At 43.7% G+C, this 22,662-nt stretch carries 19 protein-coding genes; 5 read left to right on the top strand and 14 right to left on the bottom strand.

Annotation, left to right across the window (positions count from 1 at the left end):
* Positions 1 to 523 precede the first annotated feature (523 nt).
* Positions 524 to 763, top strand: a complete 240-nt coding sequence (locus tag NG821_RS02880; RefSeq protein ID WP_252760160.1) for a hypothetical protein — start codon at positions 524 to 526, stop codon at positions 761 to 763.
* A 134-nt stretch (positions 764 to 897) separates the two neighbouring features.
* On the opposite strand, the gene NG821_RS02875 is transcribed toward NG821_RS02880, so the two are convergent.
* Positions 898 to 1,689: a Cof-type HAD-IIB family hydrolase gene (locus tag NG821_RS02875; protein ID WP_252760159.1), complete on the bottom strand. Its 792-nt coding sequence runs from the start codon at positions 1,687 to 1,689 to the stop codon at positions 898 to 900.
* A gap of 139 nt (positions 1,690 to 1,828) precedes the next feature.
* Between NG821_RS02875 and cysS the strand changes: the two genes are divergently transcribed.
* The 3 genes from cysS to amrS all read left to right on the top strand — a co-directional run bounded on the left by cysS (position 1,829) and on the right by amrS (position 6,032).
* The gene (cysS, locus tag NG821_RS02870) at positions 1,829 to 3,319 is read left to right on the top strand and encodes a cysteine--tRNA ligase (protein ID WP_252760158.1); all 1,491 of its coding nucleotides are present in this window, start codon (positions 1,829 to 1,831) and stop codon (positions 3,317 to 3,319) included.
* 187 nt (positions 3,320 to 3,506) lie between these two features.
* Positions 3,507 to 5,069 carry an AmmeMemoRadiSam system protein B gene (gene amrB, locus NG821_RS02865; protein ID WP_252760157.1) on the top strand — a complete coding sequence of 521 codons (1,563 nt, stop codon included), beginning with the start codon at positions 3,507 to 3,509 and terminating at the stop codon, positions 5,067 to 5,069.
* Between the two features lie 3 nt (positions 5,070 to 5,072).
* Positions 5,073 to 6,032, top strand: a complete 960-nt coding sequence (gene amrS / locus NG821_RS02860) for an AmmeMemoRadiSam system radical SAM enzyme (RefSeq protein WP_252760156.1) — start codon at positions 5,073 to 5,075, stop codon at positions 6,030 to 6,032.
* 56 nt (positions 6,033 to 6,088) lie between these two features.
* On the opposite strand, the gene NG821_RS02855 is transcribed toward amrS, so the two are convergent.
* The 6 genes from NG821_RS02855 to NG821_RS02830 all read right to left on the bottom strand — a co-directional run bounded on the left by NG821_RS02855 (position 6,089) and on the right by NG821_RS02830 (position 12,376).
* The gene (locus NG821_RS02855) at positions 6,089 to 6,478 is read right to left on the bottom strand and encodes a hypothetical protein (RefSeq protein WP_252760155.1); all 390 of its coding nucleotides are present in this window, start codon (positions 6,476 to 6,478) and stop codon (positions 6,089 to 6,091) included.
* A gap of 263 nt (positions 6,479 to 6,741) precedes the next feature.
* Positions 6,742 to 8,601: a 4-hydroxy-3-methylbut-2-en-1-yl diphosphate synthase gene (locus NG821_RS02850; protein WP_252760154.1), complete on the bottom strand. Its 1,860-nt coding sequence runs from the start codon at positions 8,599 to 8,601 to the stop codon at positions 6,742 to 6,744.
* 125 nt (positions 8,602 to 8,726) lie between these two features.
* Positions 8,727 to 9,236, bottom strand: a complete 510-nt coding sequence (gene purE / locus NG821_RS02845; RefSeq protein WP_252760153.1) for a 5-(carboxyamino)imidazole ribonucleotide mutase — start codon at positions 9,234 to 9,236, stop codon at positions 8,727 to 8,729.
* Between the two features lie 112 nt (positions 9,237 to 9,348).
* Positions 9,349 to 9,957 carry a phosphatase PAP2 family protein gene (locus tag NG821_RS02840; RefSeq protein WP_252760152.1) on the bottom strand — a complete coding sequence of 203 codons (609 nt, stop codon included), beginning with the start codon at positions 9,955 to 9,957 and terminating at the stop codon, positions 9,349 to 9,351.
* A gap of 220 nt (positions 9,958 to 10,177) precedes the next feature.
* Positions 10,178 to 11,713, bottom strand: a complete 1,536-nt coding sequence (rpoN, locus tag NG821_RS02835; RefSeq protein WP_252760151.1) for an RNA polymerase factor sigma-54 — start codon at positions 11,711 to 11,713, stop codon at positions 10,178 to 10,180.
* Positions 11,714 to 11,728: 15 nt separating this feature from the next.
* Positions 11,729 to 12,376 carry a hypothetical protein gene (locus NG821_RS02830; protein ID WP_252760150.1) on the bottom strand — a complete coding sequence of 216 codons (648 nt, stop codon included), beginning with the start codon at positions 12,374 to 12,376 and terminating at the stop codon, positions 11,729 to 11,731.
* Between the two features lie 154 nt (positions 12,377 to 12,530).
* Between NG821_RS02830 and NG821_RS02825 the strand changes: the two genes are divergently transcribed.
* Complete coding sequence (locus NG821_RS02825) at positions 12,531 to 12,680, top strand: hypothetical protein (protein WP_252760149.1); 150 nt, start codon at positions 12,531 to 12,533, stop codon at positions 12,678 to 12,680.
* A 161-nt stretch (positions 12,681 to 12,841) separates the two neighbouring features.
* Here NG821_RS02825 and NG821_RS02820 read toward each other — a convergent pair whose 3' ends face one another.
* The 7 genes from NG821_RS02820 to NG821_RS02790 all read right to left on the bottom strand — a co-directional run bounded on the left by NG821_RS02820 (position 12,842) and on the right by NG821_RS02790 (position 22,098).
* A complete protein-coding gene (locus NG821_RS02820; protein WP_252760148.1) occupies positions 12,842 to 14,530 on the bottom strand; it encodes an ATP-binding protein in 1,689 nt (562 codons plus the stop codon).
* Positions 14,527 to 15,645, bottom strand: a complete 1,119-nt coding sequence (locus NG821_RS02815; RefSeq protein ID WP_252760147.1) for a sensor protein KdpD — start codon at positions 15,643 to 15,645, stop codon at positions 14,527 to 14,529. Before NG821_RS02815 ends, NG821_RS02820 begins: the two co-directional genes overlap by 4 nt.
* Before the next feature lie 265 nt (positions 15,646 to 15,910).
* Entirely contained in the window at positions 15,911 to 16,471 is a 561-nt protein-coding gene (locus tag NG821_RS02810; protein ID WP_252760146.1) for a potassium-transporting ATPase subunit C, read from the bottom strand.
* A 16-nt stretch (positions 16,472 to 16,487) separates the two neighbouring features.
* The gene (gene kdpB / locus NG821_RS02805) at positions 16,488 to 18,518 is read right to left on the bottom strand and encodes a potassium-transporting ATPase subunit KdpB (protein WP_252760145.1); all 2,031 of its coding nucleotides are present in this window, start codon (positions 18,516 to 18,518) and stop codon (positions 16,488 to 16,490) included.
* Positions 18,519 to 18,524: 6 nt separating this feature from the next.
* On the bottom strand, positions 18,525 to 20,225 hold the full coding sequence (gene kdpA, locus NG821_RS02800) for a potassium-transporting ATPase subunit KdpA (RefSeq protein ID WP_252760167.1): 1,701 nt from the start codon (positions 20,223 to 20,225) through the stop codon (positions 18,525 to 18,527).
* Between the two features lie 34 nt (positions 20,226 to 20,259).
* Positions 20,260 to 20,340 carry a K(+)-transporting ATPase subunit F gene (gene kdpF / locus NG821_RS02795; RefSeq protein ID WP_252760166.1) on the bottom strand — a complete coding sequence of 27 codons (81 nt, stop codon included), beginning with the start codon at positions 20,338 to 20,340 and terminating at the stop codon, positions 20,260 to 20,262.
* A gap of 423 nt (positions 20,341 to 20,763) precedes the next feature.
* Positions 20,764 to 22,098, bottom strand: coding sequence for a sigma-54-dependent transcriptional regulator (locus NG821_RS02790; protein WP_252760144.1), 1,335 nt, complete (start codon positions 22,096 to 22,098; stop codon positions 20,764 to 20,766).
* Positions 22,099 to 22,662: the final 564 nt, after the last annotated feature.

The following is a 22,662-nucleotide window of genomic DNA, read 5'->3' as shown; positions in this document are numbered from 1 at the left end:
CTTCTCTCTGATTGACGTTGCAAAGATAATATATTTTAAAATCACGATCTATAAAATTCAGGTATATTCGTGTATTTTGTTTATTTTGTTGACATAAATCAATGAGCGTGTGTACGCACACATAATAAATGCTATCTACGTGATAAAAGTATTAAATATGACATATTGATAATTATAATACTGAATATATCCCATATAGATGTACAAAACACTATATATCACCAATTATTTCGATATTAACTTTACATTGTGATTTATTGATATACAGAGATAGAATCTATGAGTTATCTTCTAATTTTATAAATATTTATTACTTTATTCTAGTTTGATAATTATAGAATATTAAAAGTTATATTTTAATTTTTTTAAAGGTAGAATAGTATCAATTAATAGAGTAGGTAAGGTGGAAAGATAACGTCGGCAAACAGATGATAAGATTTTTCAGAAGAAAAAAGAAGGTTAAGTTTTTCGTTTCAAAAGAAATGTGTAAATTTGCACTTGGAATTCAAATACATTATATATAATGAGTATTCAATTAGCATTTATACTTTTTGTAGTTGTCGCATTGGTCGGTTGGGGCGTCTGTGAATTGAAGTCCAGATCAACCTTTACTCATTCCGAGGCAGAAAAGAAGGAGTTGGAAGAGATGGAACTGGCAGATAAAGCCAAAGGGGGGTATCATGAGATGAATCTCCATGAGTTAATCCAGAACAATTCTTCCAAAGGTTACGACGCTGTCGACAATAAGGATGCAGTAGACTAATTCTTATTAGTCTTTCATATATCTTACCTGGTATCTTCATCTTGGAAAGAAATGGAGAGCCGGGATTTTTTATGTCCGCACGTCTCGGACTTGATTTCTAAAGATCCGGCAAAAGAATGAGACATTTGTGTGCCTCATTCTATTAGTCCGAAATGCTTCAATGCATAAGCCAGCCCATCATCATCCACGCTGCGAGTGACGAAATCAGCTGCAGCTTTGGTTTGATCCGAAGCGTTTCCCATTGCGATGCCTATTCCTGCCTGTCTAATGATCGGAATATCATTTCCTCCGTCCCCCAGGGCGAAAGTATGACTGATATCGAATTTCTCAAAGGCAGCCATTTTCAACAACCCTTTTCCTTTATCAGCGTCTTTATCCGTAATATCAGTAAACTTTGGATTCCATCGGCCACTGGTGCAATGCTTCAGATAAGGCATCATCTTTTCTTCCTGTTCGGGAGAGATAAAAGGAGTCAACTGTAGTATCCGCTGTCCCTTCAATGCATTTATCGACGGTGCCTTGTCCAATCCGGGAACACCCAGTTCTCCGTAGAAGACGGCATTGACTTCAGGCGTATTGTGATAGACTGCTATTGTCTTTTCACCTACTAGAACGCAAGGAAACCCCATTTGATCAGAAAATTTCAGCATTGTCTGTACATCTTCAGGAGAAATGCCACAACAGTTAACTTCCTGTTTGCCTACAAAGCAATAAGCACCGTTCGTCGTGATGTAACCGTCTATGAGATGCTCTATCTGTTTTAAATTAATGATGAAACACAAAGGTCTGCCGGTCGAAATATAAATACGGTGACCTCTTTGATGGGCTTCCGTCAGCGCCTGAACAGCCGATTCAGGTATGACATGAGTTTCAAAACTGACCAATGTTCCATCTATATCACTGAAAATAGCATATTTATTATTCATTTTGCCTTAATCAATTTAGTGTATCCTTACAAAGTTACTCAAATTTTATCTTAGATAATGTAAATTTGCAAAAATTGTTTTTTTATTTTGTCTTCTGCTATAAAAATTCTATATTTGCATAAAAGAAAATAGAATTAAGATGGAACAGAAACTGATTATTTACAATACACTTTCCCGACGGAAAGAGATTTTCAAACCTTTACATGCACCGCATGTGGGAATGTATGTCTGCGGACCTACTGTGTATGGTGACCCGCATTTGGGACATGCACGTCCTGCCATTACCTTTGATGTCCTTTTCCGTTATCTGAAGCACTTAGGGTATAAAGTCCGCTATGTCCGCAACATTACGGATGTCGGGCATTTGGAGCATGATGCAGATGAAGGTGAGGACAAGATAGAGAAAAAAGCACGTCTGGAGCAGGTGGAACCGATGGAAATAGCCCAATACTATACCATCCGCTACCATCATGCGATGGAGGCTCTGAATGTCCTTCCGCCTTCGATTGAGCCCCATGCCACCGGCCATATCATAGAGCAGGAAGAGTTGACCAAAGAGATCCTGAAGAACGGTTATGCCTATGTCAGTAACGGCTCCGTCTATTTTGATGTCGTGAAATATGACCAGAAATACCATTATGGTATCCTTTCAGGGCGTAATCTGAAAGACATCATCAATAATAGCCGGGAGTTGAATGGAGTAGGTGAGAAAAAGCACCAGTGTGATTTTGCACTTTGGAAGAAAGCCCAGCCCGAGCATATCATGCGCTGGCCGAGTCCTTGGAGTGTAGGTTATCCCGGATGGCACTGCGAGTGCACGGCTATGGGAAGAAAATATCTGGGTAATCATTTTGATATACATGGAGGAGGTATGGACTTGGTCTTTCCTCATCATGAGTGCGAGATTGCGCAGGCCGTAGCCAGTCAGGGCGATCAGATGGTCCACTATTGGATGCATAACAACATGATTACCATCAATGGTCAGAAGATGGGGAAGAGTCTGGGTAATTTTATTACTTTGGAACAGTTCTTCACCGGAAAGCATCCGACACTTGATCAGGCATACAGTCCGATGACGATCCGTTTCTTCATCTTGTCTGCCCATTATCGCAGTACGGTCGATTTCTCCAATGAAGCCCTCAAGTCAGCCGAGAAAGGCTATAAGCGTCTCATGGACGGCATCAATGACCTGAAACGCATTCAGGTTGACAAGACCAGCGACGAAGCCACGGCAAAATTTGTGAGTGAACTCCGCCAGAAATGCTATGATGCGATGAATGATGACTTGCAGACTCCGACAGTGATCAGTAACCTGTTTGAAGCTTGCCATCTGATCAATACGATAGTCGGTCATAAGGCTAAAATCAGTGCTGCAGATCTGAAAGAACTCTCAGACACCATGAATCTCTTTACTTCCGACATTCTCGGACTGAAGAGTGAGGAAGGTGCTGACAGCAGTGAGCGGGAGAAGTCATTCGGGAAAGTCGTAGATATGGTCCTCGATCTCCGTGCCAAGGCAAAGGAAGCCAAGGACTGGACGACGAGTGACAGGATCCGCAATGAATTGCAGAAAGACGGTTTCGAAATACAAGACACACAAGATGGGGCAACCTGGAAACTCGATAAATAAGTTTTTGGAGCAGTTGTCTTGATGTGTCGGATTGAGAACAGTCCGAACAGATAAAAGAGGGAATCGAATCCTAAGAAATGGAATGAGGAATAGGAAGAGCCCTGATATCAAGAATAGAAAATGCCTGTCAATGATTCTGACAGGCATTTTGTTATTATCAATGTTTTTTGTAACAGGAGGTAGTGCCATGAATTTAAGAGAACAGGAGAAGACCGTTCGTCCTATGGCCGTTGCCGGTCAATTTTACCCCGGAACGCCACAGCAACTAATCAATGATTTGAAGTCTTATTTTAAGAGTGCAAAGGTGTTGTTTGCGGACCGGCAGATACAGTCCGTTATCGTCCCGCATGCCGGATATGTCTTTTCCGGCCGAGTGGCAGCAGATGCTTTTGCCCAGATTTCTCTGGATGCGCAATATGATCACATCTTTCTGATAGGCCCCTCGCATCATGTGGCTTTCGACGGTGCTTCCATCTGCAATGCCTTTGATGAGTATGCCACCCCTATAGGCCGTATCAGCGTAGACAAGGAACTTTGCGGCCAACTTCTCAAGTCGAATACGGTATTCCGGTATGTGCCTCAGGCTCATGACCGCGAACACTGTCTGGAAGTACAACTCCCCTTCTTACAGTATCATTTAAAGCATGTTGCACCCATTGTCCCCATTATCATCGGGACAGAGAATATCCATCGGTTGAGGGAGATAGCGAAGGCCTTGGCGCCTTATTTCAACCCTCACAATCTGTTTGTGATCAGCAGTGATTTTTCCCATTATTCGTCTTATGATGATGCAGAGAAGGTCGACCACCGTACAGGCAATGCCATTGCGACAGGTGATTTGGAGAAATTCGTCAAGACATTGTCAGAGAACAATTCCTTGGGGATCCGAAATCTGGCGACCAGCGCCTGTGGACAGTGCGGTATAGCGGTATTGCTGATGATGAGTCAGGAGAGGACGGATGTTCAACTCCATCGACTGATGTATCTGAATTCCGGTGATTCCCCTTACGGAGGGAAAGATGAAGTTGTAGGCTATTATGCTTTGTGTCAAACCTGTTCAGGAAAAGATTCTGCAGACGACTCACCTTCTTCCAACCTTTCATCAGAGAGCACGGCAGATCAGACACCAACTGCAAAGACAGGAACATCTTCAGATGCTTCTAGGTCTCCATCTTCTGCATATCCCCCGTCTTCTCCTGATGAATTTCTTACTCAGGAGGAGAAAAAGACATTGCTGGCGATTGCCCGAAACAGTATCTCATCGAAATCGGAAAGCGTCTCTTTCCCCCTTACAGACCGTCTCAAGAGCAAATGTGGGGCTTTCGTCACGCTCAATGAAAACGGTCGTCTCAGGGGTTGTATAGGGCATTTTGGAGAAGATATACCCCTTGCTGATGTCGTCAGGGAGATGGCTAAGGCTGCTGCTTTCGATGATCCCCGTTTCTCACCGGTCACGACTGATGAACTTCCGAAGATCGACATCGAAATTTCCGTCCTTACACCACTGCATAGAATTTTCGATATCAGTGAGTTCCAATACGGGAAACAGGGCATTTATATGCGTAAAGGTTTTCGTAGCGGCACATTCCTGCCACAAGTGGCCGATGAAGTCAACTGGACAAAAGAAGAATTTCTGGGACATTGTGCCCAGGACAAGGCAGGTATAGGTTGGGACGGTTGGAAAGATGCAGAACTTTATACTTATCATGCCGTTATTTTCAGTGAAAAGTCTATGGGGAAAGGAGAATAACTGATGTTGTATGAAGCGAAATTTTATGAAAAACTGACGACCCCGGTTTTGTCTGATACAGAGAATACCGACAAAATCGGGAATCCGAAAGAGACCGGAACGCTTTCTGGTGAGAAAAACAAACCCTCGGGTAATAGTGTCAGGTGCTTACTCTGTCCGCATGAATGTCGGGTTTCTGACGGACATACAGGTCTTTGCCGAAACCGGAAAAACATCAATGGCAAACTTTATTCCGTGGTATACGGTCATCCTTGTGCCTTGGCTGATGACCCGATAGAAAAGAAACCCCTATTGCAGTTTCATCCCAGCAGCAGATGCCTTTCCTTGGCTTGTCCGGGGTGTAATCTGAGATGTAAGAACTGCCAGAACTTTGAAATATCACAGGCTTTCCCTCAAGACGTTTCCAGTGCAGAATACAGTCCGGAAGCTATTGTAAAATTGGCATTGAAGAACCACCTTCCGACAATAGCCTACACCTATACAGAACCCTTGACCTACATCGAATATGTGCACGATATAGCGGTATTGGCGCATCGTCATGGGCTTTATAATGTACTTGTTTCTGCAGGTTACATTAATCCAGAACCACTCCGTTGGCTGGTGCCTTATATTGACGCCGCCAATATCGATTTGAAGTCTTTCAGTGACGACATCTATCGGAAATGGAACGGGGCGACATTGAATCCCGTCCTTGAAGCCCTGAAGATCTTCCTGAAAGCCGGGGTGCATCTGGAGATTACCAATCTTCTGATTCCCGGAGTCAACACGGATGAAAAACTGATCACCCGTTTATGCAATTGGTTGGCGGATAATGGTTTTGCCGATTGCCCTCTGCATTTCAGTCGCTGTTTTCCTATGTTCAAGATGGCAGACCAAGGTCCGACACCATTGAAAGATATGTATCAAGCCAAAGCTATTGCGACCAAAGCCGGTATCAAATATGTCTATCTGGGCAATATATGATCGGAAAGATGCAGTGAAGAACATCTGACTTGAGACAAGGATGGCCTTCAAAAGCGTTATTCTTCATCGTAAGAGGACATCATGTCCTCATCCCAGTCGTCCAGATTGTCCTTATACCGAGTTGTGTCATACCCGTGTGCCGTAATCTGATAGACAATGTGCGCAGCTGCTTCAGTCGGTGTCAGTTGGTCATCTTTATTGATGTCCACGGTCCTGCCGGCGAGGTCACTGATCGAGCCGAGGTGGGTATTGGTCACCATCACGTGGTCTTTCCGTCTTTTCACACCGATGACCATATCGAAATAGTCAAAAGTGGGTTGGACGGTTCTCAATATATTGAATGTTCTCTCATAACTCTGAAGGTCTTTCAGGTCATGATAAGATTGTCTGAGAACCTCTTCAATGTCCTCGAGACGGACACTTTTCATTAGTTCTTGTATACTCATGTCTTTTCCTTGAAAAAGTTTTGGAGAGATGTGTCAAAATAAGAAGAGCCTTTGCCAATAGTGTCAGGTCTGCTTCATTCCTTTCACTTTGGGTAAAGAAAGGGTAAGAGTTCAAAGTGCTGTCACTGTTGACGACTCGAATCTCCGTTTCGGCATATCCCTTTTCTTATTCGGTCTTATCTGAAAGAAACTGGCTATCTGTCCGCTCTGATCATTGCAGGCACAGACCGTCAGATTCTTGTCAGTTCTTCAGAAAGTCCTTGTCAGGACCGTTTTTCCCGGTCCTTCTTGATAAGTGCTAGCAGATGATCCACTGCTTCATCCTCCGGAATGCTTTTCTCTACACAGACCTGTTTGCGGTAAAGCGAGATCCGGTTAAAACCGGCGCCGACATACCCATAGTCAGCATCATGCATCTCGCCTGGTCCGTTGACGATACACCCCATGATGCCGATTTTCAAACCTTTCATGCCTTGTGTCGCCTTCTTGATCTTTGCGATTGTGCCTTGAAGATCATACAAAGTACGTCCACAACCCGGACAACTGATATATTCTGTTCTTGTCGTCCGCAGGCGACCGGCTTGCAGGATGCCGAAAGCAGTCGATAGGATATCCTTGTCAGAGAGATCGCCGTCATTCAACAGCCATATCCCGTCCGTGAGTCCGTCTATCATCAGAGCCCCCAGATCAGCAGCCGCTTCTATCTGGAATTCCTCTTTCTCTTTTTGGGAGTGCTGGTACATCTCCGAGAATATCACGGGGTTCTTCAGTCCTGCAGCCCATATTTCATGGACGAGAGCACGCTGGTCTCCCAAACGGTTCTTATGATGGCTCATGCAGATGACCACCGTTTCCGGGTGATACTTCAAACAGGTCAGGTACTCGGCAGACGGTGTTCCGAATTCGAGAACCAGAAATTTCAGAGGCGATTGGACCATACTCATGAAAGGCATGGCATTGACAGGGAAGATGGGATAGAACTTCGTCCCGTTTTTCTCAAGTTCCGCTAGTTTTCCCGTCCCTTGCAGTTCTCCGAATTGATTATAATCGAGGATATATTTCTGATTCGGGAGCAGTTGTTTCGGGATATCGGAACCGATATACCAGTAATCCGCTTCAGGACCTTTGCCGATGACGACAGGTACCTGTTCGCCCCCGATATTTTCAACCGCCTTCGTCACCCGTCTTTTCGGTTCGAGCCAGTTGAATTCTTTTGCCGCAACAGCAGGAATCAACACGTGTCCGGCCCTCATCGTGATATAGTTGACGAGATGGCGTGCCACAGGAATTTCAGCTTCAGGCTCTTCGCTAAGGCTGACACGTATAGTGTCTCCGATGCCGTCAGCCAGCAGCGCCCCGATACCTACAGCACTCTTGATGCGTCCGTCTTCCCCGTTTCCGGCTTCCGTCACTCCCAAATGGAGCGGATATTCCATGTTTTCCTTCTTCATCTGTTCGACCAACAGTCGCACAGAACGGACCATGATAACTGTATTGGAAGCCTTGATGGAAATGACGACATTGTCGAAATGCTGCTGCTTGCAAATGCGGAGGAACTCCATACAACTTTCCACGATGCCTTTAGGTGTGTCGCCGTATCTGTTGCGGATACGGTCTGAAAGTGATCCGTTGTTGACACCGATGCGAATAGCCGTATGGTTCTTCTTGCAGATGTTCAGGAACGGGACGAAGCGGTCTTCTATTTTCTGGAGTTCCTGAGCATACTCTTCATCTGAATATTCCTTTTTAATGAACCGACGAGCAGGATCGACATAGTTGCCCGGGTTGATTCGCACACCTTCGGCATATTGGGCAGCTATATCGGCGATATTTGCGATGAAGTGGACGTCGGCCACAAGTGGAGTATCGTATCCGTCAGCCCGTAGTCCTGCATTGATGTTCTTCAGATTTTCTGCCTCACGCTTTCCCTGCGTGGTCAGTCTGACCAGTTCTCCGCCAGCCTTGATGATGCGCTCAGCCTGGGCGACGGAGTCTTCTGTATTGTCAGTATTGGTCGTTGTCATGGACTGGATGCGGATCAGGTTGTTACCACCGATATCCACTGCACCTACATGAACAACATTCGTTTCTCTGCGTTGATAATTGAATAAGTCCAAACTCATTAAAAATAATTTAGAGTTGGTTAATATATTTTTTCCCGTATAAGACAAATCATGGTTGTTCAATCCCGTTGAGAATCCCGGGATTGACAACCATCTATTTGATCATACACTTCAATGTACTGTTATCAGTTGCATTTATATTTATAGTCCTTGAGCTCTGCCAGGTCTTTGTTGGCTTTCTTGATCTTATCCCCGAGACCGGCTTTCCAGTCATCGACTTTGCCGGCGACAGTCTCGTCGCCCAAAGCGATCATTTCTGCAGCCAGGATAGCCGCATTCTTGGCAGCGTTGACACCTACTGTAGCGACAGGTATCCCTGGAGGCATCTGGATAATGGAAAGCATGGCATCGAGTCCGTCGAGCATGCCTTTGATGGGTACTCCGATCACAGGCAATGGCGTAGAGGCTGCGATGACACCCGGAAGTGCTGCGGCCATCCCTGCCCCTGCAATGATGACTTTGATGCCCCGGGCTTTGGCGCCTTTGGCAAAGGATTCAACGGCATCGGGCGTGCGATGGGCAGAAAGCGCGTTTACTTCAAAAGGAATCTTGTAAGACTCCAGCCACTGACAAGCTTTTTCCATCACTGGCAGGTCGCTTGTAGAACCCATGATAATACTGATTAATGGTTTCATATCATTTGGATATTATGATCATACGTTTTGAAAAATGAATGGATCATTTATTGTTGTTTTGTATTTTATTCTTTTTATTGAGAGATCCTTGCGGGCAAGTAGCCGGGTAGGATTAGATGACGATGAAGGCACAAATCAAACCCACAAAAAACCCGGCTGTAACCTGCGACAAACTGTGTTGCCTGAGTATCATCCTACTGGAGCATACTGCCCCTGCTATGATCAGGACCAGGCATAGCCACCACGTCGGATCATAGGTGAATATCTCCGCAAAAGCCAGTAAGGCGCCTGCCACCCCTCCGATAGCTGCTGAATGAGTGGATATCTTCCACCAGACATTGATCAACGCACAGATCATCTGCACGACCAAGGCTGCAACTACGATGATGCTAATGAACCGCGGCACATGAAACCTGTTCATGATGTAGATACAGAAGAAGTAGCAGACGATAGAGATGATATAGGGCACTATGCGGCGCTCCTTTCTCCTGAGATCGATGGCTTTCCACCCTTGGTGCTTCCTGTAGAGATGGATGAGGAAGGTCGGGAGAAGGATGGTCAGCAGATAGACAAACAGGATGACGGTCAATTTGTAAGAGAAGGGCAGCAAACTCATATAACTGAACAGAAACAGAATGACGAGTCCCAGCAAAGGCAGGTAAAACGGGGTGAAGATCATACTCATCACCCGGGCTGCCTTGATAATCTGCCGATCTTTCAATATATTTGTATTTATTCGATTTTCAGATGACATCTTGTTTAAAATTATGTGTAGTTTCTTTTTATCTTTCAGACAGTCATCCTTGGGAGGATCAACTCCTTTGACGATGTTGCCGCCTGTATGTTTATTTTTCCAATACCTCTATCAAACTCGAATGTATCAAGTCGTCCAAATATCCTTTATCCCTTTATTATCAGGGTAGAAAGTCCGAGTTGTGCCCTCATTCCCGCCTGAGTCTGGCGACCGGAATGCCAAGTTGTTCGCGGTATTTTGCCACTGTCCTTCTGGCAATAGGGAAGCCCTTGGACTTCATCAAACTGGCCAATGTATCGTCACTCATCGGTTTTTTCTTGTTTTCCTTGTCGATGATGCCTTTCAATGCCAATTTTATTTTGCGAGTAGACAACTCTTCCCCGTTTTCAGTTGTATAACCGTCGCTGAAGAAGAATTTCAAGGGGAAGATTCCCCATTTTGTCTGGGCATATTTCATGCTGGCTATCCTGGAGATCGTAGAGATGTCTAGCCCCGTCTGGTCTGCGATATCCTTCAGGATCATAGGCCGGAGATCCGATTCATCCCCATCCTCGAAGAATTTTTTCTGCCAGTTGATGATCGACTTCATGACGACGAACATCGTGTGCCTTCTTTGTTTGACGGCATCTATGAACCCTTTGGCTTTCTCTACCTTGTCCTTGGCATAGAGGAGGGCTTCCTTCTCTTGCCGGTTCATGTTAGCCTTATTGCTCTTATAACTGTTGAGCATGTCCACGAAAGAAGGGGAGACCATGAGATCAGGGATATTCCCCCGGTTGATGTAGAAAGAGATACTGCCGTCATCAGCCGTATCTACGATATAGTCCGGCGTGATCTGCTGGATATTCCTGCCTTCACTTTCTCCGAGAGAAGAGCCCGGTTTGGGGTTCAGTTTCCGGATTTCTTTCTGTATCGTCTGTATCTGATCATCGTCAAGGGACAGTTCCTCCCGGATTTTATCCCAGTGTTTCTTCGTAAATTCATCGAAATAATCCTTGATGACGGTATAGACAGTCTGCTTCAGTTTGCTATCCTTCATCCTTTTGATTTGGAGGAGGAGACATTCCTGCAGATCCCTAGCCCCGATTCCCGCAGGGTCAAACTGTTGGAGGAGGTGCAGGATCCGTTCTATTTCTTTTTCTGACGCGTCGATATTGTGGTAGATGGCCAGTTCGTCGCTGATCGTTCCGATATCTTTCCTGAGCAGACCGTCATCATCCAGAGAACCGATGAGATACTCCATGATGTCATGCTCTTTATCCGTCAGATGGAGCATGTCCATCTGCTCTTTCAACCGGTCATAGAAGGACAGCGTATCCCCATATACCATATTCGGGTAATCGGAATCACCCGAGTTGCCGCCTCTGCCCATGTTATAGTCCGGTTCAGGCATCTCGTCGTCAGCCCCCATAGTCTTCAGGGCAGAGTCGAGTGCGTCCTCCCGTTCTTCGCGCTCAGTACTTTCGGTATAGTCGATATCATCTGCATCATGATCCGTCTCGTTGTTGTCATTGTCCTGCGGGTCATTGTTGCTGTTCCTGATTTCCCCGTCCTCTTCGACACTTCTCTCAAGGGCAGGATTATCGTCCAATTCGGCATTGACATTCTCTTCAAGTTCATTCAGAGGCATTTCAAACAACTTCACCTGAAGCATCTGCTGGGCAGAAAGCCTCTGAACCTGTTGCATTTTCTGTGTCTGAGACTGAATTAGTTTCTGAGTCATAACTGTAATTGTCAATTAATAGAAATAGTATCTGAGTTCTTTCGATAAGTTGGAAAGTTCTTTTATATTTCCATTGCCATAGCGTTGCCATATTTTCTGACAGGGCCCCAAGAGTGGATTGACCATAATATCGTCGTGCTTGAGACAGGGGTCACAATAGAGGAAGACATCCATGACCTCAACGATCAATTCCGGTTCCACCTGTATGAGTTTGCTGAGGTCAACTATTTCCGGAGTCTCTTTCACCATTGTCAGCGGAATGAGGTGGAAATAGAGGTTGAGAATGAGGATCAACTTGACAGGCGTCAGTTCCGGGTTGGTTTCCAAAGGCTCGAAGAGTTTTTCGAACGATTCGTGTATTTCCACGCCTTCATAGAATTGTTCAGCGTGGTTGAACCCGTCCATCGTTTTGAGGAGTTTGACCTCATGTGAAAGTCTCTTCGGACTCTTCCCGTATTTTTTCCACAACTGTTCGATGCGAGGCGTGTCTAACAGTTGTAACCGCGTCATTTGTTCATGGAGATAGCACGGGGAAATGTGCAATTCCAGACTCAGGTCTACCAATCCTTTGGAATACAGAGATTTTACTCCGACAGGTTTCTTGAGATAGAGTTGCATCAGCAACAGCCAATATTCGTCAGACCATAAGGGATTTCTTGCCATATTCTTATCGATTGATGTTCCGTCTGAACCGGTTTCCGAGACCGGCCGTAGTCTATTGCAAAAATAGTAAAAAGGGTAGGAATAACAAAATAAAAAGAACTTTTTTGATGAGAAAAGCGGATTAATCAGAAACATCTATAAAATAATCGTCTGTATGAAATCATCGCTGGTGTCAGTACGCAGAATTTATAGAGGACTACCCGTAGGGATCATCCCGATTGCCTTGACTATCCCAGTTATTCTGAAAAAAGTCAGAAAGGGCATTGATCTGGCCTTCCTGACGGTCTATACTACTTCTGGTTGATGCTGAGTCAAACAGAGCGTTTACGTTCAGTAAGATGGCTCCGGGTAGTTTCGAGAAAGTCGGCTTTATCTCTCGAGAAAGTCAGCGCTTTGTCTCGAGAAAGTCAGCGTCTTGTTTCTCGAACGATAGAATCCTTTTTATTCGGACCCGTTTGGCAATGTTTAGGCCTTAGGAAGTGAGACTGTAAAACAACTGCCTTCACCCAATTGACTTTCCACATGTATGGTACCACCGTGAGCTTCCACAAAGTCTTTTGATATGGCCAGTCCCAGACCACTTCCTTGCACTTTAGTTCCGGGAACGCGGAAATAACGTTCAAAGATAGTCTTGTGATAACGAGGGTCAATGCCCTTGCCGAAATCCCGGACATAGATTTCAATGTTGTTTCCTTTTTGACGAGCTCCGACAATTACCCTTGCGTTCTCCTGTGAGTAATGGATAGCGTTGGAAAGGAGGTTCGTTACCACCCAAGCGATCTTTTCACTGTCAACAAAGAGTTTGTCAATGGTTTCAGGATAATCTATCTCGACGTTGCATTTGAAACGTTCTGCCAGCACACGTGTGGCACCAATGGCATAATTGATCAGTTCAATTGGTTTGGTGATTTTTGGATTTAACTTTAAAGCCCCGGATTCTACTTGTGTCATTTTGAGTAGTTCTCCAGTGATGTTCAGTAGTCGGTTACTGTTTTCCTTAATGCTTTCAGCTAAGGCCGTCTGCTCCTCGTTCATGGTCCCAACACGTTTGTCCTCCATAAGTTGAAGACTCATCATAATAGCGGCTATGGGAGTTTTCAATTCATGGGATACAACTGATATGAAATTTGTTTTGGCATTATCCAGTTCTTTAAATCGGGTAATGTTACTCAAGAGAATAACGGTTCCCGCATTTTTCGGTAATTGCTGGTAGTGGACTTCAAAATAGCTTTCTTTATTGTCGGCATAAATTTTAATCGGTTCATTCTGTTTAGCATCTTCCATGCCTTTCATCAACCGGCGGAAGAGGTCATTGCTGAGTGAAATATTCAAAGCTGATTTGCCCACGAAATTGCCTGCAGATAGATTCAGTATACTTGAAGCCGAGTTATTGGCAAAAAGTACGGTCTTTTGTTTGTCAATCCCAATAATAGGTTCATCAATGGAGTTGATGACAATTTCAAGATACTGTTTGGTAGAGATGATGCGTGCCATACTGCTCTGTTGGAAGACAGCCAATTCCTGGGCCATCTTGTTGAATGAAGTGGCGACCCCTCCAAACTCAGATTTATCATCTACATCCAGTCTTTTATCATAATTATGATTGGATATTTCCAAAATACCTTCCATGAGTTTTTTGATGGGATCCGTAAGCATTTTTGGAATGGTCAAAAGCATGAACAAGGCAAAGCATACGCATATAGATGACAGTACGATCATCCATATCAATGTTTGTCTGGCAGATATGGTCGCTGTTTCTGATTTCTGTTCTATGGCATTGCCATTCAGCAATATGATATCATTAATGGAATCACTCAATTTTATCAGGTTATCTTTGTTAGGTTGATGAAGATAGCGGTCGAATAAGAGACGGATATCATCTGTCATCTGACTTTCTGAGTTTTCCGTAATGTTTCTTTCTTGCAGGAAAAGATTCTTTTTAAAAATACTGACAGCTTCTGTGGAATCAGACTGCATGTGATACAATGACCAAAGCATCCTTTGGGCATACTTCACTGAATTATAATTCTTGTTGAGAATATTCTCCGTATTACTCTTCAAGGTCGCTGTAGACTGTGCTGCATAGTACCCTAGAAAAGAAATGATGGTCAGCAATAGACCAATAGCTAATGTTATTTTCGTTCTTATTTTCATTCCGACATTATTATGAGATCAATTTTTGATTTGTCCAAGGAATTGAACAGGTGACGGTAGTGGACTGCTGCCTGAATCATGTTTCTCCACGAGATTCTTGGTCTACCAATGCAGACCGTCGTAATGGCATGAGACAAACTTACTGAAATGATTCCTTCTATCACATTCTTGGCATTGAACTGAATTACATTACCGCCCAATTGTGTTGCTAATTTGAAATTGTTGATGAGATGACGCTGGTCGGCCAATGATATATTGTCAGTCTGTTCTCGGGGAGTACGTACATAAAGAATTGAGAATGAGGCATTGTGTCGAGTTGTCAATCGTGCTACTTTACGGATAATGTGTCTTGGAGATTTCTCATTGCTGCTTATGCAGGCCAGAAAATGTTCGTGCCGCAGGCCTATATTCTCTTTCGTTACCAGTTCCACTTTCTTTTCCACCTTCAGTGCCACTTCTTTCAATGCCAGTTCACGTAACTGGAGAATATGGTCGGGTTGAAAGAAATTCTCCAGAGCCGTTTCAATCTTGTCAGAGGAATATATCTTCCCCTGTTTAAGTCTGTCGATTAAATCTTCTGCTGAAAGGTCTATATTCACTATTTCGTCAGCAGTGGCCAACACGCTATCGGGAATACGTTCAGTGACTTCTATTCCTGTTATTTGTTCCACCTCATGATTCAGGCTCTCAAGGTGTTGGATGTTAACGGCAGATATGACATTGATGCCTGCATCCAGAATATCCAGCACATCCTGCCATCGTTTTTCGTTCTTGCTGCCCTCCACATTCGTATGTGCAAGTTCATCAATGATGACAACTTCCGGGTGTTCTCTGAGGATCGCATCAATGTCCATTTCTTCCAATTCTTTTCCGTGATAGAAAATTTTCTTTCGAGGAATCAAAGGAAGTCCATAGGCCATTTCGTCGGTTTCCTTTCGCCCGTGTGTTTCGATATAACCAATGCGTGCATCAATGCCTCCGGATAGCAGTTGCCTCAGTTCTTCAAGCATACGATAGGACTTGCCCACACCGGCAATCATGCCGATGTAGAGTTTGAATTTGCCTCGTTGGGAACGCCGGATCAAATCCAAGAAATGTTGTACGCTGCTATCCATATCTCTATTTATTCAAGTGCAAAGATACGCCAAAAATCAGGAAAAATCTCTCCTCCTGACGGATTAAGAATGCGTTGGAAAAAGACGGGGGAACGGGATTACTCTGTAATCTTGATTTTCCTGTTGCTCTTATACCCCCTTGACATAAGCAAAGCCCCATGAACTAAAGGAAAGAAAAACATGAATACCAGAGTTAAAATCCGATGTCTGACCTTTATTCATCATATAGAGCCGTATTCCAAAGGACTCAGTATTGGATATGAAATCAATTATTTCCAGACTTTTCCAGCGCTACGTTTAGTTCCAGTACATTGATGTATGGCAATCCGAATAGAGGTTGATGTGTTTGTCGTTTTACAATTTCCGATACCATCTCAACAGGCAAATGGCGCGCTTTTGCTACGCGAAAGATCTGTATTTCTGCAGCTCTCGGTGAAATATGTGGATCTAGTCCACTGCCGCTGGCAGTTACCATCTCGGATGAAATATCCGATTTTTTCAAATAAGGATGTGCCTTCAGAAAAGTATTGATACGCTTGTTCACTTCTTGAAGATATTCAGGATTGGAAGGTCCTTTATTGCTGCCACCGGATGCTCCACCGTCATAATCGACGGCTGAGGGGCGCCCCCAGAAGTATTCTGGACGGGTGAACGACTGCCCTACATTGGTTGTGCCTACCACTTTTCCGTTTAATTCAACCTTTCCAATTTCTCCATGACTGGGTGTGGCAATGGCTGCAATGCCCCATAGAACTAATACATATCCCACGAATAGCAGGACACAACTTAGTACTGTAAATTTCAAAGATGTCAATATTGTTTTCATTTTTTCTTTCAGTTTATTACATGATGACAGTGAGAATCAGATCTATCAGTTTTATTCCTATGAACGGAACGACGGCACCTCCCAGACCGTAGATGATCAGGTTCCTTCTTAGAAGAGCAGAGGCTCCAATGGGTTTGTATTTTACACCTTTTAGTGCCAGTGGTATGAGTGCCGGAATAATCAGCGCATTGAAGATCACTGCAGAAAGAATAGCTGAAGCCGGTGAGTGGAGTCCCATAATGTTCAATTCTGCCAAGGCAGGAATAGATCCCATAAATAGAGCAGGAACAATGGCAAAATATTTGGCCACATCGTTGGCGATACTAAATGTCGTCAATGTACCGCGAGTCATCAATAATTGCTTGCCTATTTCTACGATTTCAATCAGTTTAGTCGGGTCGTTGTCCAAATCTACCATATTGCCAGCTTCTTTTGCAGCTTGAGTGCCGCTGTTCATGGCCACGCCTATATCGGCTTGTGCCAGTGCAGGCGCGTCATTAGTGCCGTCACCCATCATAGCGACTAGTTTTCCTTCCACTTGCTCTTTACGAATATATTCCATCTTGTCTTCCGGTTTGGCTTCAGCTATAAAATCATCTACACCTGCTTCATTCGCTATGTACTTAGCTGTCAGAGCATTGTCACCGGTTACCATGACTGTCTTGACACCCATTTTGCGCAACCGTTCAAAACGATCTTTAATGCCTGGTTTGATAATGTCCTGCAACTCGATGACGCCAACTACTTTATTGTCATTGGCAACCACCAACGGCGTCCCGCCATTGGCAGAGATTCGGCGTGTGATGAGTTCCGCCTTTTCAGGATAATGACTACTATTGCTCTCCACCATTGATTTGATGGTTTCGGATGCACCCTTGACAATTTTTGTACCGTCACGGAACTCGATGCCTGAGCATTTGGTTTGTGCCGTAAATTTGCTCCATCGACATCCTGCCAATTTGCCACGGTCAATTTCCTGACCGTTCTTTTGACAAAGTTCTACGATGGATTTGCCTTCAGGAGTTTGATCTGCTACGGAAGCGCATAGGCAGGCGTCAATCAATTCATCCTGTTTGCTTACATCCAAAGCATGGAATGCCGTAGCTTTTCGGTTACCGATAGTTATGGTACCGGTCTTGTCGAGTAACAGTGTGTCTACATCACCGGCTGTTTCTACTGCTTTGCCGGATTTGGTGATAACATTGGCGCGGAGCGCACGGTCCATGCCTGCAATGCCGATGGCAGAAAGAAGACCGCCGATTGTGGTAGGTATCAGACAGACGAATAAAGAGACTAATGATGCGATGCTTACAACGGTGGAGGTGTACTGTGCAAAAGGCCGCAAGGTGACGCAGACGATGACAAATACAAGAGTGAAACCAGCCAGCAGAATAGTAAGGGCAATCTCATTCGGACTTTTCTGCCGTGACGCTCCTTCCACTAAAGCAATCATCTTGTCAAGAAAACTTTCACCGGCTGCAGTTGTAACACGTACGACAATCTTGTCGGATAGGACCTTCGTACCTCCTGTCACGGAAGTCTTGTCACCGCCGGCTTCACGAATGACTGGGGCTGACTCTCCGGTAATGGCACTTTCATCGATAGAAGCCAGTCCCTGGATGATTTCGCCATCGGTCGGAATGATATCTCCAGCTTCACATTCAAAGATATCCCCTTTGCGAAGTTCTGCACTGCTGACGGTGACAATTTTGTCTTTATCATACTTCTTTGCCGGTGTATCCTGCCTCGTCTTTTTTAATGATTCCGCCTGTGCTTTTCCTCTTGCTTCGGCGATGGCTTCGGCAAAATTGGCAAAAAGCAATGTAATAAAAAGTATGAGGAATACAGTTATATTGTATCCGAATGAACCCTGATTCCCCGTATGATCAAACAAGACACTTATAGTTACGATGCCCATGATTACAGTAGATACAAGTACTGTGAACATGATGGGATTGTGATATAAAACAGCAGGATTCAATTTGACGAAAGATTCTTTCAGTGCCGATATGACCTGCTCGCGAGTAACTAATTTATTCTGTTTCATAGTTGTTTACTTCATAGTTAAGAATTCTGAAATTGGTCCTAATGTCAAAGACGGGAAGAAGGAAAGAGCAGCTATAATAAAGATTACGGCAAAAGTCATAACAGAGAAAGTCGCGGTATCGATCTTCAATGTTCCGGCACTTTCCGGTACATATTTCTTCTTTGCCAAGATTCCGGCAATGGCAATTTGACCGATGATCGGCAGATAGCGCCCAAATATCATTATGATGCCTGTGGATATATTCCAAAACGATGTGTTGTCTTTTAGACCCTCAAATCCAGAGCCATTGTTGGCAGCGGAAGAGGTGTATTCGTAAAGCATCTCACTTAATCCGTGGAAAGACGGATTGTTCAACCATTGCGAGGCAAGCGATGAATTGTTAGCAGTCAGGTAGGCTGCTATGGCTGTACCTGTAAGGATAATAAAGGGATGGAGCAACGCGATGATGGTAGCTATTTTCATTTCCCTGGCTTCAATTTTCTTTCCTAAGAATTCAGGTGTACGTCCCACCATCAGCCCACTAATGAAGACAGCGATGATGATAAATATATAATAGTTCATGAAACCTACACCTACGCCACCAAACCAGCAATTAGTTTGCATATTTAGCATGGCCAACATACCAGTAAGTGGAGTAAGGCTATCGTGCATGCCGTTGACAGAACCGTTGGATGAGGCGGTGGTTGACATCGCCCACCATGCTGTGGCAACTGAACCTAATCGTACTTCCTTACCTTCCATGTTTCCGCTGGGTTGAGAGATACCCAATGCTGCGATTTTAGGATTCCCGTTAGTTTCTTGATGTACGGCAATTATAACAGTGGTAAGATAAGCAAATAGCATCACACTGAATATGCAGAATGCGAAGCGTTTACGTTTTAAATAAAACCCTAATGTCCAAATCAGGGCCATTGGTATCAAAAGGATGGCGGTACACTCTACCGCATTGGTAAAATAGGTTGGATTTTCCAATGGATGTGATGAGTTTGCACCGAAGAAACCACCACCATTGGTACCCAGTTGCTTGATGGCAACGATGGCAGCTACAGGACCTTGCGATATCGTCTGCTCCGTACCTTCAAGGGTGGTCAGTTTCTGTTTGCCCTCTAATGTCATTGGTGTGCCGTTAAAGATAAGTAGCAGTGCAAGAATCATAGAAAGTGGCAAAAGGATACGTGTAAATGAACGTATCAGGTAGAACCAGAAATTGCCGATGGTCTTTGTGGTTTTTTCAGACATCGCTTTTAGCATGCCTGCGAAAGCTGCCAAACCTGTTGCAGCGGTAAGAAACTGGAAAAGCATGACAACAAACAGTTGGGTAAAATAGGTTAGTCCCGTTTCACCACTGTAATGTTGCAGGTCGCAATTTACCACGAAACTGATGCAGGTGTTGAATGCCTGCGAGATACTTTGCCCGATGTTATGGTCCGGATTGAGTGGGAGGACACCTTGGAAGACCAGCAGTACCATTCCCCATATAAACCAAAACAGATTGAGCGCCAGTAGTACTTTCAGAAAACGTTTCCAATTCATCTGTTCATTGGGGTCAATGGAACAGATTTTGTAGATGCCGTTTTCCAAAGGCGAAAGAAAGTCCATGAAATTCTTTTGTCCTTTATACACTTTCGCCATATATCGTCCTAACGGGTAGCTGAGTAATATCAGCAAAATAATCGGGATAGCGACGTTTATAACTTCTATGTCCATCATTACTGTCTTAAAAAGTTAATTATTCTCGAAATTAGAATTTTTCGGGTTTAACCAATACATATATCAGGTAGCCGAATAGGACCAAACTGACAATCAATAATACGGTATACATACTCATTAAATTTTTTCGAACCATTTGATAAACTTAAAAAAGAGCCCGTAGCAGGCTAGGCCGAGTGCCATCAACGTAATAAACATGAATAATTCATTCATTTTCTTATTGTTTTATCTTATTTTTTCTGTCAGTATCTATACCAAAATTATGCCAATTAAGTCAATGCGCTGATTTACATAACTTTACGTGTTTTTCATTTGGACAAACCTTTTCAAAATGGAAGGGTGTTTTATCAAATAGAACAACTTAATATTTTCTCGATGGATTTTAGGCATGAACTATACTAAAAACAAAACAGTCGTAAACGGATGTCTACGACTGTTCTTTAAATAGTGGAAATATGGATTCCTTTTTGTTATCGTTGTGTTTTAGATTAACGTGAGTCCGAGGAGCGGTGCCTTTCATCAAACTCCCGTTGATTTAGGTCGTAATGATCCCGTATTCTTCGATTTTTCTATAAAGTGTAGTCAAACCGATCTTCATGATACGTGCAGCTTTTGTCTTGTTGCCGTTTGTATATTGCAAGATGCGGCATATATGCGCTTTTTCAATAGCGGACAGTTCTCCCCAATTATTACGGTCTTTGGTAGTCATTTGAAGTTCCAGGGGAAGATCTTTGGCATTGAGTTCGCCATTAGAGGACATAATTAGACTTCGTTCTATGATGTTTCGCAGTTCACGAATATTACCCGGCCAAGAATAGTTTTGCAATATCTGAATAAATTTTGCGTCAATTTGTTTTATCGGTTTATTCATCTTTGCTGAGAAACCATTTATGAAAGTTTTGGCTAGTAACACAATATCATCCCTGCGTTCTCTAAGCGGGGGTATTTCTATTGTGAAGACAGACAAACGGTAATACAGATCTTGTCTGAATTTCCCTTCAGATACAGATTCTTTCAGATTTCTATTTGTTGCAGCAATGATTCTCGCGTTTACTTTCTTGGTTTTCGTATCTCCTACAGATATAAATTCACCGGTCTCCAATACACGGAGTAACTTAGGTTGAAGATCAATGCTCATTTCTCCGATTTCATCCAAAAATATGGTACCGTTGTCGGCTTGTTCAAACAGACCTTTTTTATCCTTTATGGCTCCTGTAAATGCTCCGGCCTTATAACCAAAAAGTTCACTTTCGAGTAAAGGGCCGGCCAAAGCAGCACAGTTGACAGCAACAAAAGATGCTCTGGCACGGTTACTTGCATAATGGATGGCCGTAGCAAATACTTCTTTCCCCGTACCTGTCTCACCTGTAAGAAGAATGGTGGTATCAGTAGGAGCAACTTTTTTAGCCATCTCTACGGCAAGACGTAATGGGGCTGATTTACCGGTAATGGAATCGAAGGTATATCTTTTTTCTATGATATTTTGTAACCGAGATAGTTTTTTCTGCATGAGAATTTTCTCAGAGACTTTCTCCAGCATCGGTATGATCCGTTTGTTGTCGTCCCCTTTTGTCAAATAATCGTAAGCGCCGTTTTTAATGGCTTGTACGCCATCTGCTATATTTCCATGGGCCGTGAGCATGATAATCTCTCCTCCGGGCAGTAAGTTTTTCAACTTTGGTACCATATCTACGCCATTGCCGTCAGGAAGAAAAACGTCACACAATACGATATCCGGAATATGTTGCCTGATTTGTTTTATTCCGGTATTTATGGAATCGGCCTGCAGTACTTCATATCCTTCTAGAGATATAATTCTTGCCAGAAGGATTCTCAACTGGTTTTCATCATCAATAACTAAGACCTTCATACGCTATCTTTTTTGCAAAGATACAAAAAAGATTATCAGTTAGAAGTTGATATGGGATGTGATTTAATTTTGGCTACAAATGGTATATTGTATAGACATTATAGAAACGCAGCTTTTGGCGTCATATAAAGCAAATCCGCTTGGTCTGCTACCCTACTATAACAAAAAATACGCGCGGCATTTGCCGCGCGCTATCATAATCATTTGTTCTCAGATTTTTCATAAGTTCGGATGGCCGGACTATTTTTTGAAGTTCTCCATCACGAAGCCTGTGGTTGCAATTGCGGCAACCCAGGCGATCATCATTGTCATACTCATTTTACAATCCTTTTTTCCTCCCTATTGAGATTCTTGTTATCCTTTATCTTTATCTGTTTTGGCCGTCTCCACCGACGTCCCTGTTACCTTACTCACAACCTCTTCCTACCTTGAAACTAAATACCTTTTTCCTGAACTTACAATTCTTACCTTTTGCTCTACCTATTGTCCTTCTATGCAATCTCTTTAACCTTACCAATACCTCTCAATTACAATCTTTATTACCTTCTAACTACCTATTCTGTT

This window comes from Segatella cerevisiae, assembly GCF_024054555.1.
Taxonomy (GTDB): domain Bacteria; phylum Bacteroidota; class Bacteroidia; order Bacteroidales; family Bacteroidaceae; genus Prevotella; species Prevotella cerevisiae.
This window is presented reverse-complemented; position numbering and strand designations above follow the sequence as displayed.

Bases quoted from the DNA above. Each gene is read 5' to 3' on its own strand.
- NG821_RS02880 (WP_252760160.1), top strand. From the start codon at position 524: ATGAGTATTCAATTAGCATTTATACTTTTTGTAGTTGTCGCATTGGTC.
- NG821_RS02875 (WP_252760159.1), bottom strand. From the start codon at position 1,689: ATGAATAATAAATATGCTATTTTCAGTGATATAGATGGAACATTGGTC.
- cysS (WP_252760158.1), top strand. From the start codon at position 1,829: ATGGAACAGAAACTGATTATTTACAATACACTTTCCCGACGGAAAGAG.
- amrB (WP_252760157.1), top strand. From the start codon at position 3,507: ATGAATTTAAGAGAACAGGAGAAGACCGTTCGTCCTATGGCCGTTGCC.
- amrS (WP_252760156.1), top strand. From the start codon at position 5,073: ATGTTGTATGAAGCGAAATTTTATGAAAAACTGACGACCCCGGTTTTG.
- NG821_RS02855 (WP_252760155.1), bottom strand. From the start codon at position 6,478: ATGAGTATACAAGAACTAATGAAAAGTGTCCGTCTCGAGGACATTGAA.
- NG821_RS02850 (WP_252760154.1), bottom strand. From the start codon at position 8,601: ATGAGTTTGGACTTATTCAATTATCAACGCAGAGAAACGAATGTTGTT.
- purE (WP_252760153.1), bottom strand. From the start codon at position 9,236: ATGAAACCATTAATCAGTATTATCATGGGTTCTACAAGCGACCTGCCA.
- rpoN (WP_252760151.1), bottom strand. From the start codon at position 11,713: ATGACTCAGAAACTAATTCAGTCTCAGACACAGAAAATGCAACAGGTT.
- NG821_RS02830 (WP_252760150.1), bottom strand. From the start codon at position 12,376: ATGGCAAGAAATCCCTTATGGTCTGACGAATATTGGCTGTTGCTGATG.
- NG821_RS02825 (WP_252760149.1), top strand. From the start codon at position 12,531: ATGAAATCATCGCTGGTGTCAGTACGCAGAATTTATAGAGGACTACCC.
- NG821_RS02820 (WP_252760148.1), bottom strand. From the start codon at position 14,530: ATGAAAATAAGAACGAAAATAACATTAGCTATTGGTCTATTGCTGACC.
- NG821_RS02815 (WP_252760147.1), bottom strand. From the start codon at position 15,645: ATGGATAGCAGCGTACAACATTTCTTGGATTTGATCCGGCGTTCCCAA.
- NG821_RS02810 (WP_252760146.1), bottom strand. From the start codon at position 16,471: ATGAAAACAATATTGACATCTTTGAAATTTACAGTACTAAGTTGTGTC.
- kdpB (WP_252760145.1), bottom strand. From the start codon at position 18,518: ATGAAACAGAATAAATTAGTTACTCGCGAGCAGGTCATATCGGCACTG.
- kdpA (WP_252760167.1), bottom strand. From the start codon at position 20,225: ATGGACATAGAAGTTATAAACGTCGCTATCCCGATTATTTTGCTGATA.
- kdpF (WP_252760166.1), bottom strand. From the start codon at position 20,340: ATGTATACCGTATTATTGATTGTCAGTTTGGTCCTATTCGGCTACCTG.
- NG821_RS02790 (WP_252760144.1), bottom strand. From the start codon at position 22,098: ATGAAGGTCTTAGTTATTGATGATGAAAACCAGTTGAGAATCCTTCTG.